Source organism: Viridibacterium curvum (assembly GCF_039544165.1).
In the GTDB taxonomy this organism is placed as follows: domain Bacteria; phylum Pseudomonadota; class Gammaproteobacteria; order Burkholderiales; family Rhodocyclaceae; genus Viridibacterium; species Viridibacterium curvum.
Window position 1 is genome coordinate 1 of sequence record NZ_BAABLD010000016.1, and the last position, 8,906, is coordinate 8,906.

Sequence of the window (8,906 nt, forward strand, 5' to 3'; positions counted from 1 at the left end):
CAGTCAGTCGCGGCTAACCAATCGGTCAACGGGACAGCCTGCAAGCTGCGCTTGCAGGTGCCCTCCGCGCTTCGCGCTCCGGCTGCCCCTTACCTCAAACGTTAGGTGCTCAAAAATGGCAACGCCTTACAACATGGCCTTCGCTTGCCTGAGCTGCTGCAAATCATTTAAGCGAGAGTTCGATCTTTCACAAGAAAGTCCCAAGGAGCTTGTGTGCCCAGAGTGCGGTGGGGTTGCACACAATTTCGGAAGGCACTTCAAGTCTCCGAAGAAAACCGACACGAAGCAGTGGCAGAAAATTCGCTATCTTTTTTCGCATGGCTTCCGGTTCCAAAAAATTCGAATTGGCCCAGGGCATCATGATGTTGTCCCGTATCCAGACACCCTCGAAGCCGCGCGTGAATTCGTTGAAAAATACAAAGACTATGCAATCAAATATTCGCCCCGCACCTAACAATTCCGTCGAGAGGGACCGCCCACAAGCTGCGCTTGTGGGTTCCCTTCGCGGCTTCTCCGCTACGGCGGCCCCTCACGTCAAACGTTAGCGCCATGCATTTAAGCGAAACGAAATCCCAGCCAAAGCTTTTGCGAGCGCGGTGGTTTTCCTTTGCGCTTCCATGCCCAGCCCGTGCTGAACTCGGTACAGCACGCTGCCCCATCTTTTCAAGCTTGTTGGCGCGCAAGAGTTCACGCAGTTCGTGTGGCACAGTTCAGTCGGTTCGGGCCGGTTCGCATCGCCGCCCCGCTTTCCATCGGGCTTCCGCTAACCCGGCAGTCGAGCGGGACAGCCCAAAGCTGCGCTTTGGGTGCCCTACGCCGCTTCGCGGCTCCGGCTGCCCCTCACTTCTACGTTAGGCATTTCGCCAGCAACTCATCTGCGAGCCAGTTGCCTTCGAAAAACATGACAAAACCTCTCACGCTCAAGCGCCTGCAGAAGCTGGCCAAAGAAGTAACAGACAAGGAGATCGAGTCTTTACTCAATGCGCTTTCAGGGCACTGGGTCATGCTCGGAGATCAGGCTGATGAAGAACACGGTGAGCTCACCGCTATTCATATTGTCGACAACGAGGTCTTCAAGCGATTTGAATCGATGCAATGGATGGAAGATGACGAAGTTTTTGCTTTCGCAAAGTACCAGTACCTTTTGAAGCAGGCACTTCCTCGTTTCCGCAACGATGAGGAGCTTCGCAAGTACGTGAACGAGTTGACCACTGCCAAATACGGGGCACAGCCAGATGCCTAACAACTCGGTCAAGCGGACAGCCTGCAAGCTGCGCTTGCAGGTTCCCTCCGCGCTACGCGCTCCGGCTGCCCCTTACCTCAAACGTTAGCGCCATGCATTCAAGCGAAACGAAATCCCAGCCAAAGCTTTTGCAAGCGCGGTGGTTTTCCTTTGCGCTTCCACGCCCAGCCCGTGCTGAACTCGGCACAGCACGCTGCCCCATCTTTTCAAGCTTGTTGGCGCGCAAGAGTTCACGCAGTTCGTGTGGCACAGTTCAGTCGGTTCGGGCCGGTTCGCATTGCCGCCCTGCTCTCCATCGGGCTTCCGCTAACCCGGCAGTCGAGCGGGACAGCCCAAANTCGCGGCTCCGGCTGCCCCTCACTTCTACGTTAGCGCCATGCATTCAAGCGAAACGAAATCCCAGCCAAAGCTTTTGCAAGCGCGGTGGTTTTCCTTTGCGCTTCCATACCGAGCCAGTGCTGAACTCGGCACAGCACGCTGCCCCATCTTTTTAAGCTTGTTGGCGCGCAAGCGTTCACGCAGTTCGTGTGGCACAGTTCAGTCGGTTCGGGCCGGTTCGCATTGCCGCCCTGCTCTCCATCGGGCTTCCGCTAACCCGGCAGTCGAGCGGGACAGCCCAAAGCTGCGCTTTGGGTGCCCTACGCCGCTCCGCGGCTCCGGCTGCCCCTCACTTCTACGTTAGACAACACCTTCACCATGCGCGTCCAGACCAATCAAAGTGTGTGCGAGTGGAAAGGCGAAAAGCCACAACCTCCCCGCCCTCAATCCAAAGTCGGTATTGCGCTTTCAACCATCGGCAAGCAACCCATCAATGGGCTACGCCACAATCCAACAGACACAACAAACGGTTGGTATATTTGGTGTGGCAACGAACTGTCGGAAGACCCCGCATTTTTCTCGCCGCTGCACGTAGAGCACTTGCCCGATAGATTGCCGGAGGTGCTTGAGTATCTTGAATTGCCACCTGGGTACCGCTTCTTAATTGACAGCGCCAACTACGAAGACGTGTGGTTTGATCCTTCGCTTCTGGAGGCCTAATTTGTCGATCTACGTCCCGGCCCCCTTGCATCGAAAAAACTGGTCTAACCCTGCAGTCGAGAGGGACAGCCAACAAGCTGCGCTTGTTGGTTCCCTCCGCGCTATGCGCTCCGGCTGCCCCTCACTTCCACGTTAGAGCGCAACACATGGACGAATCTGATCGCCGGCTCCTAGAGAACATCGAGAAGTTCGGATGTCAGGTCATGCACATCTCGGAAGAAGATGAGCTGCCTCCGTTCGCCTACTCCGTCGGGATTCAAAAGACGAGTGGGGCACCCGAAGTAGTCGTCATCGGCTTAAAAAGAGACATGGCCCACTTCGTTGTCAATGAGTACAACAAGCGAGTACGAGCGGGTGAGAAGTTCACGCCAGGCAGCAGATACTCAGGTTTCATCGGCGACTTCGAGATGGAGGTCGCGACGGTCCACCAATCACACTACAAAGAGTACTTTGGCTATTCACTGTGGTTCTATGAAGGGCCACACTTCGATGTCGTCCAGCTTGTCTTTCCAAATACATCGGGTGTTTGGCCTTGGGAGTCAGAGGCAACAGACTGGTTTCGTGCGTGGCAACCCATTCTTTCAAAACCGTCAGATGATGAGCCTTCAGCGCTCTAACCCTACAGTCAAGCGGACCGCCACAAGCTGCGCTTGTGGTTCCCTCCGCGCTTCGCGCTCCGGCGTCCGCTTACTTCCACGTTAGACACCAACCCAAACATATGAACCGACTCCTGATTGCGATCGCATTTCTTCTCGGTTTTAATTTGTCGGTACTTGCGGAGGAAGGTTCCGTCGACGAAAAGTCTGCTTTGAAATACTCGGAAGACGTAGGCCTTCTTCTGTTTAACGCGGTCACCAACGGCGCTCCAATTGAAGCGCAACTCGTCGAAGCGGCAAAGTCTAAGATCACTGAGTTTTGTGACTTTCAGTACCAGAGCACTCAGATTTCAATCGCAGGGCAGCCCACTCTTTTCTTTTTGGCCAAGTCTCCAATTGAAGGATCAATCGTCTTCGGTCGCCACTACAAAGTCGCCGGGGCGACTGTCACGCCTTCTACGGTTTCGTGCTTCGCCACTCAGCCAGGCCCACCAGGCGCTGCCGGAGCGTTCATCACGCACCTGTTGTCTCCGTACCCAACCGAATTCCATGCTTTCCTCTCCTTGCTTCACAAAACACCTATTTTTGTCGGCACGAGCAAAGGTGTATGGCAAGTCGATAATGGCAAAATCTCTTTGGTACAGGCGCGATGAAGGCGTCTAACCCTGCAGTCGAGAGGGACAGCCTGCAAGCTGCGCTTGCAGGTGCCCTCCGTGCTTCGCACTCCGGCTGCCCCTCACTTCCACGTTAGACCTATGAGCCCATTTGCTGGTGGTTGGACAGAGCAAGACGTTGAAGACGTCATGGCGCGTGCCATCCCGGAAGAACTGCTTTACGTTCCTATCGTCGTCGGAATGAATGCCCCCGACTGCGAACGCACTTGGTGTGAAGAAAAGTGCTTGGCGCTTGTATCTCACCCAGACTTCACCGTTAGAGGAAACGCAATTCTTGGCTTAGGGCACATCGCAAGAACATGCCGCGCTCTGGATATAGAAAAGGCGGTCCCCGCCATACAGACAGCACTGAATGACCCGCACCCTTACGTTCGTGGGCACGCAGATAGTGCGGCTTGCGATCTGCAGGTCTACCTTGGCTATGTGGTTCCAGGTTACGACACACAGAAGACGGAAGACTTGTACGATGCAATTCAAGAAGTTCTGCGCAAAAATTCGTCGGTCTAACACTACAGTCAAGCGGACCGCCACAAGCTGCGCTTGTGGTTCCCTCCGCGCTTCGCGCTCCGGCGTCCGCTTACTTCCACGTTAGAGCGCAAACCATGTACAAATGGCAGGGTGATATTCGAGAGCCTGATTTCGATCTAGCGTTGGCGTCTTCCTATGTTGGAAAGTACATCCTGATCGGAGTTTCGTACTTTGACGCCGCAGGCAACTTCATCGAGCAAAAGCAGATGCATGGTGTTGTCAGTTCGGCTAGCCCAGAAGGCTTAAAAATCTCCCTTCGTGGCGCACGAGAAGGTGAGTCATGGGTAATGCCGCCAAATCTTGATTCCGTTTCTGTGGCTAGTCCTGGACTCTATTCCCTGCGGAGCACCGGAGAAGAAATCGAAAACCCAGATTTACTCTCTACATGGAACGTCACAAAACCCAATCAGTTATGAACCAGCGCTCTAACACTGCAGTCGAGAGGGACAGCCAACAAGCTGCGCTTGTTGGTCCCCTCCGCGCTACGCGCTCCGGCTGCCCCTCACTTCCACGTTGGGCGTCATAGAGATGTCAAAGATTCCGCCTGTCGAGGTCTATCGAACACACATGGTGGAGTTCAAGCTAAGGCTCATTCACTGCGAGCAAGTTGCATCTGCGACCAAATCAACAACCGGCCTCGCCGCGCTCGATTCTGAGTTCTGCTTTTTGCAAATCCGTCGACTTGTCGAACTAGTGGCCTTCTCCTCAGCCTTGCGCGACGAAGAACGATACAAAACACTTCGCCAAGTTCAGCAGCAAAGTAACCCCAAAGATCATGGGGACCACACGAGAGACTGGGAGGCGCCAGAGATTCTTCGCCGCATGGTACAAATCAGCCCATATTGCTTACCGATCCCTCTGAAGAGGGAGACGAAACAGGTGGAAGCCACAATTCAATTTGATAGAAAAAACATCTCAGTCACTCATGGCAGACTGATCGAGATCTATCAAATCTGTGGCGGTTTTCTGCACGCAAAAAATCCATTTAGCCAGGACTACAGGTCCCAAGTGGATAAGGAGCGCAAGAAGTACGAAGGTGCGAAGAAAGAGATTCTTAAGTGCCTCGCCTTCTTCAGAAAGTTGATGTGGTATCACGCAGCAGTGGGCCTTTCTTGGACGGTCGGAGACGATCCAATGGCTGCAGCAGATCCAAAGGCCGCGTGGGTTGTTGACTTTGGTTCTGACAAAGACCAACTCATCAACATCGTGGTTGCGGAGGCGCAGTGACGCCCAACAATTCCGTCGAGAGGGACCGCCCACAAGCTGCGCTTGTGGGTTCCCTTCGCGGCTTCGCCGCTACGGCGGCCCCTCACGTCAAACGTTAGGCGTCTTATGCCCTCCGACTGGCCGATAATCAGCTACTTCAACTCAGGTACAGCCACTTCGCGACACATTCTGAGTCAACTTGAGTTTGTTGCGCGTGAGCAGTGGTATGAGCTGTACCGCCATAAAGAGGACGGTAGTCTTTGGCGGTTGGACGCTGACGACAAGTACCAACAACGATTTCTGGTGAAAATTGACAACGCGGAAACATGGGCGACATTCGACGCAACACAACTTGAACAAGGGCTACTTCTTGAAAGTCGCGGCGGATTGTCAGAAGACAGATGCAAATGGAAGTCTTGCGAATCAAGGGCTATTCAACGTTCGGCATTTTGCGTTGTGCACACATATGAACAGGGAGTACGTAAATGAACTCGCTCCTTTCAAAACCCTCCCCTGGCCGTAAAAATACGCCTAACCCTGCAGTCGAGCGGGACAGCCAACAAGCTGCGCTTGTTGGTTCCCTCCGCGCTACGCGCTCCGGCTGCCCCTCACTTCCACGTTAGAGGCTTTCGCATGAGCGAGGCTCCGAAGCAAGGCTCTCCATCTCAGGCCAATGATGCTGGTCCGGTGATCATTGTCTTGGCCTTGATCGTCATGGTGTGTGTGATGGCGGCCTCGATGCACTATCCGTTTCCTGATGGCAAATCCTTAACCGGCTGGGATTTCGTATTCTTCTGGTTTAGGGAGCTCATCGGTTTAGCGTTGGCGGTTCTGTGCGTGGCAATACTTGGCGTCGCGTGGGTGTGGCGAATTGTTCAAAACGCGTTGGCTCGTCTCAAGAAAAATGATTGATGATTTGTTCGATCTCGCAAGAGTGGCCATCGTTGATGTCGTTCTAGGCGAAGCATCAAAGAAGTCGCCGATGATCCGGTTCATCTCTAGGATGGTGTTTGTTTTGCTGATCTGCGCGGTAGTAGCGGCGCTCTACTTAACGGTAAAGTATTCATGATGGTTTGCCACCACGCCTCTAACCCTGCAGTCGAGGGGACGGCCAGCAAGCTGGCTTCCCTCGCTGCGCTCGGCGCCCCCTCACTTCCACGTTAGGCCGCTATGCATCCCGCCGCTCAGCGATACTTTGAGTTATCACCGCAGCAGCAGCGCCAAGTGCAAGTTGCGCTCTGTGAGCAAGCTCTGTCGATTTGGGATTCTCTGTGCAGCGGAGAGATTCGTTACGAAGAGTCAGTTGCAGGCACGACACAGAGTCTCGATCTAGCCCTTCCTCGCGAAGCTCTCTTGGCGGTGAAGACCGGCGCAGCAGCGCCGGAGATTGAACACCGTTACCTGGAGCCCTTGGCGGCTCTTCAAGATGAAGACTTGGCGCTCGATCCCAAGGCAGAATTCGCCTTCTACGCCATTCGAAATTTGTTCGTTAGCGCAGTGCTCAACCGCGAGGTCGATGCTTGGCTAATTCCGAATCAAGCTCTTTCAGCCATTGGTGAAGAGCATGCAATTGCTGCTTTGGAGAGCGCACTTGAAACCGCTGCCTAACCCTGCAGTCGAGCGGGACAGCCAACAAGCTGCGCTTGTTGGTTCCCTTCGCGCTACGCGCTCCGGCTGCCCCTCACTTCCACGTTAGGCGTCGAGATGCCCCAATTGCTCGTATCCGGAAGGTTGTTCGAATGGAATGTCGTCTCCGGAACAACCGAATTTACTCAGTTCCTTCGGCTGAGTGACTCGGGAGCAATAGATATGCTGCGCATCACTTCAAAAGATTCCGGGTTCGACGTCGCGATCCGAGTGCTCTCCGGCCAGTATTCAGATGGAGTGCACCAGTTCCTGGGACCACTCCTTGTAGTGGGCGATCAGTTCCCGAACAAACAGCAGCCTTTGCAGTCGGGCATCCTGATCGAGCTGCGCCCCAAACTCCGGGCACTCACGATTGGCGAACCAAACGCCGCAACGGTTGAACGCGTTGTTCAATGGTGCAATAGCTCGGCGTTCAAGGCTGTCAGAGTAAATTCAAGTGGGGGTCGCTGGGTCGGCTATGGGCACACCAGCGACGCCTAACCCTTCCATCGAGAGGACGCTGCCCGGCAAGCCGGTCAGCGCCTCTCATGTCAAACGTTAGGCGAATTTAAGGCACGTACCATGGAGCACGCAACGATGACTGTAGTTGGCGTAATTGCTGTGTCAGCGATTGCGGTGTCAGTACTTTTTGTTTCTGCACAAAATAGGGCCGACAAAGAAGCCAACCTTCAGCAAACCACATCTACATCCAAACCGGTGGCAGTTGCTGAACTGCCCGACGATATACACAAAGAAATCACTCGTTTATCCGAAGAAGGCAATGCACTTCAAGAGGCGGGGCGGTTGGATGAAGCACTATCGTCTTTTCAGCGTGCAGAAGCTCTTTTGCCCCCAGGTAATTGGGAGGCAGGTATGTGGTTGTTGGCAGCGATTGGCGATGTTCAGTTTCAAAAGAAGAACTTCAAAGAGAGTCGTACTGCATTCATGGATGCGGTCAAGTACTACGACGACGCAAAGGGAAATGCGTTCATTCGAATGCGGCTTGGCCAAAGTATGTTGGAGCTAGGCGAAGAGAAAGAAGCCGAAAATTGGCTTGCCGGAGCCTATCTAATGTTGGGAAAGGGGCTTTTCATCCATGAAGATCCCAAGTACTTGCTATTTGTTAAGTCAAAGCTGAAACCACCGAAAGGAGGTTGGCCAGATGGATGGTGATCGCTCGCCTAACAATTCCGTCGAGAGGGACGGTTTGCAAGCTGCGCTTGCAAATACCCTCCGCCGCTTCGCGGCTCCGGCCGCCCCTCACGTCAAACGTTAGACCGCATGACACATTCACCCATGATCGCGAAAGCATTTGGCTTAGAAAGCCTGACCATTGGGCGCCATTACATTCGTGGAGAACATCGCGAGCGGGTTGGAGCACAAAGAGTCCGAAGCATTTGCAGCTTTCAGGTGCGGCCCAGTTTTCATCCGGCATTCACTCTCTGGATGGTTGTTTCTGTGGGAGAGCATTTTTCGGGTGTCACCTCTCCTAACTGGATCAAAGCAGCCATTGAGGTTGAAGAAGCGATTGAAGTGTCTTCCATTGAATTCAACCCCATTAAGCAAAGTCTCCAGTCGCTGAATTTTGATGAGTACGACGGAAGCATTTCGCTAGATGGAGTCGGGTATGAGCTTTCCTTTGAAACTCCAGCCGCCAGTGGAGTGCTACGCTTCAGCAATCCAAAGACTGCATCCTTAAGAAACATTGAATCCGTCATGCTCAAAGTCGCACAGGCCGTTTTACAAGACTGCACAAACAGCGGCGCTCGAGAGGCAATTCGCAATTGGCGCAACTATGTCAGCGAAACGGTCTAACCCTACAGTCAAGCGGACCGCCACAAGCTGCGCTTGTGGTTCCCTCCGCGCTTCGCGCTTCGGCGTCCGCTTACCTCCACGTTAGGCATCAACCATGAAGATCGGGTGTCATTGCGGGTTCGTCATTCCAGATCAAACTGACTTCTTGTCATACAAGGGCCATCTCGTCGCCGATCAGGA

13 protein-coding genes are annotated in these 8,906 nt (G+C 53.9%); all 13 read left to right on the top strand.

Annotation, left to right across the window (positions count from 1 at the left end; translation table 11 throughout):
* The first annotated feature begins 115 nt into the window (after nucleotides 1–115).
* Complete coding sequence (locus ABEA02_RS16335) at nucleotides 116–454, top strand: hypothetical protein (RefSeq protein WP_345534166.1); 339 nt, start codon at nucleotides 116–118, stop codon at nucleotides 452–454.
* A gap of 246 nt (nucleotides 455–700) precedes the next feature.
* Nucleotides 701–1,243: a hypothetical protein gene (locus ABEA02_RS16340; RefSeq protein WP_345534167.1), complete on the top strand. Its 543-nt coding sequence runs from the start codon at nucleotides 701–703 to the stop codon at nucleotides 1,241–1,243.
* Between the two features lie 696 nt (nucleotides 1,244–1,939).
* The gene (locus ABEA02_RS16345) at nucleotides 1,940–2,281 is read left to right on the top strand and encodes an immunity protein Imm33 domain-containing protein (RefSeq protein ID WP_345534168.1); all 342 of its coding nucleotides are present in this window, start codon (nucleotides 1,940–1,942) and stop codon (nucleotides 2,279–2,281) included.
* 146 nt (nucleotides 2,282–2,427) lie between these two features.
* Nucleotides 2,428–2,898 carry a DUF4262 domain-containing protein gene (locus ABEA02_RS16350; RefSeq protein ID WP_345534169.1) on the top strand — a complete coding sequence of 157 codons (471 nt, stop codon included), beginning with the start codon at nucleotides 2,428–2,430 and terminating at the stop codon, nucleotides 2,896–2,898.
* 101 nt (nucleotides 2,899–2,999) lie between these two features.
* Nucleotides 3,000–3,530, top strand: coding sequence for a hypothetical protein (locus ABEA02_RS16355; protein ID WP_345534170.1), 531 nt, complete (start codon nucleotides 3,000–3,002; stop codon nucleotides 3,528–3,530).
* Nucleotides 3,531–3,680: 150 nt separating this feature from the next.
* The gene (locus ABEA02_RS16360) at nucleotides 3,681–4,058 is read left to right on the top strand and encodes a HEAT repeat domain-containing protein (protein WP_345534171.1); all 378 of its coding nucleotides are present in this window, start codon (nucleotides 3,681–3,683) and stop codon (nucleotides 4,056–4,058) included.
* A gap of 95 nt (nucleotides 4,059–4,153) precedes the next feature.
* On the top strand, nucleotides 4,154–4,495 hold the full coding sequence (locus ABEA02_RS16365) for a hypothetical protein (RefSeq protein ID WP_345534172.1): 342 nt from the start codon (nucleotides 4,154–4,156) through the stop codon (nucleotides 4,493–4,495).
* Between the two features lie 151 nt (nucleotides 4,496–4,646).
* The gene (locus ABEA02_RS16370) at nucleotides 4,647–5,306 is read left to right on the top strand and encodes a hypothetical protein (protein ID WP_345534173.1); all 660 of its coding nucleotides are present in this window, start codon (nucleotides 4,647–4,649) and stop codon (nucleotides 5,304–5,306) included.
* A gap of 612 nt (nucleotides 5,307–5,918) precedes the next feature.
* A complete protein-coding gene (locus ABEA02_RS16375; protein WP_345534174.1) occupies nucleotides 5,919–6,197 on the top strand; it encodes a hypothetical protein in 279 nt (92 codons plus the stop codon).
* A gap of 312 nt (nucleotides 6,198–6,509) precedes the next feature.
* The gene (locus ABEA02_RS16380) at nucleotides 6,510–6,893 is read left to right on the top strand and encodes a hypothetical protein (RefSeq protein ID WP_345534175.1); all 384 of its coding nucleotides are present in this window, start codon (nucleotides 6,510–6,512) and stop codon (nucleotides 6,891–6,893) included.
* Nucleotides 6,894–7,094: 201 nt separating this feature from the next.
* A complete protein-coding gene (locus ABEA02_RS16385; protein ID WP_345534176.1) occupies nucleotides 7,095–7,412 on the top strand; it encodes a hypothetical protein in 318 nt (105 codons plus the stop codon).
* An 81-nt stretch (nucleotides 7,413–7,493) separates the two neighbouring features.
* Nucleotides 7,494–8,084, top strand: a complete 591-nt coding sequence (locus ABEA02_RS16390; RefSeq protein WP_345534177.1) for a tetratricopeptide repeat protein — start codon at nucleotides 7,494–7,496, stop codon at nucleotides 8,082–8,084.
* Nucleotides 8,085–8,207: 123 nt separating this feature from the next.
* Nucleotides 8,208–8,726 (top strand): hypothetical protein, encoded by a 519-nt coding sequence (locus ABEA02_RS16395; RefSeq protein ID WP_345534178.1) that lies wholly within the window; start codon nucleotides 8,208–8,210, stop codon nucleotides 8,724–8,726.
* Nucleotides 8,727–8,906 lie beyond the last annotated feature (180 nt).

Coding starts and splice junctions, on each gene's coding strand:
- ABEA02_RS16345 (WP_345534168.1), top strand. CDS start 1,940: ATGCGCGTCCAGACCAATCAAAGTGTGTGCGAGTGGAAAGGCGAAAAG.
- ABEA02_RS16395 (WP_345534178.1), top strand. CDS start 8,208: ATGATCGCGAAAGCATTTGGCTTAGAAAGCCTGACCATTGGGCGCCAT.
- ABEA02_RS16355 (WP_345534170.1), top strand. CDS start 3,000: ATGAACCGACTCCTGATTGCGATCGCATTTCTTCTCGGTTTTAATTTG.
- ABEA02_RS16370 (WP_345534173.1), top strand. CDS start 4,647: ATGGTGGAGTTCAAGCTAAGGCTCATTCACTGCGAGCAAGTTGCATCT.
- ABEA02_RS16385 (WP_345534176.1), top strand. CDS start 7,095: ATGCTGCGCATCACTTCAAAAGATTCCGGGTTCGACGTCGCGATCCGA.
- ABEA02_RS16365 (WP_345534172.1), top strand. CDS start 4,154: ATGTACAAATGGCAGGGTGATATTCGAGAGCCTGATTTCGATCTAGCG.
- ABEA02_RS16375 (WP_345534174.1), top strand. CDS start 5,919: ATGAGCGAGGCTCCGAAGCAAGGCTCTCCATCTCAGGCCAATGATGCT.
- ABEA02_RS16335 (WP_345534166.1), top strand. CDS start 116: ATGGCAACGCCTTACAACATGGCCTTCGCTTGCCTGAGCTGCTGCAAA.
- ABEA02_RS16360 (WP_345534171.1), top strand. CDS start 3,681: ATGGCGCGTGCCATCCCGGAAGAACTGCTTTACGTTCCTATCGTCGTC.
- ABEA02_RS16350 (WP_345534169.1), top strand. CDS start 2,428: ATGGACGAATCTGATCGCCGGCTCCTAGAGAACATCGAGAAGTTCGGA.
- ABEA02_RS16390 (WP_345534177.1), top strand. CDS start 7,494: ATGGAGCACGCAACGATGACTGTAGTTGGCGTAATTGCTGTGTCAGCG.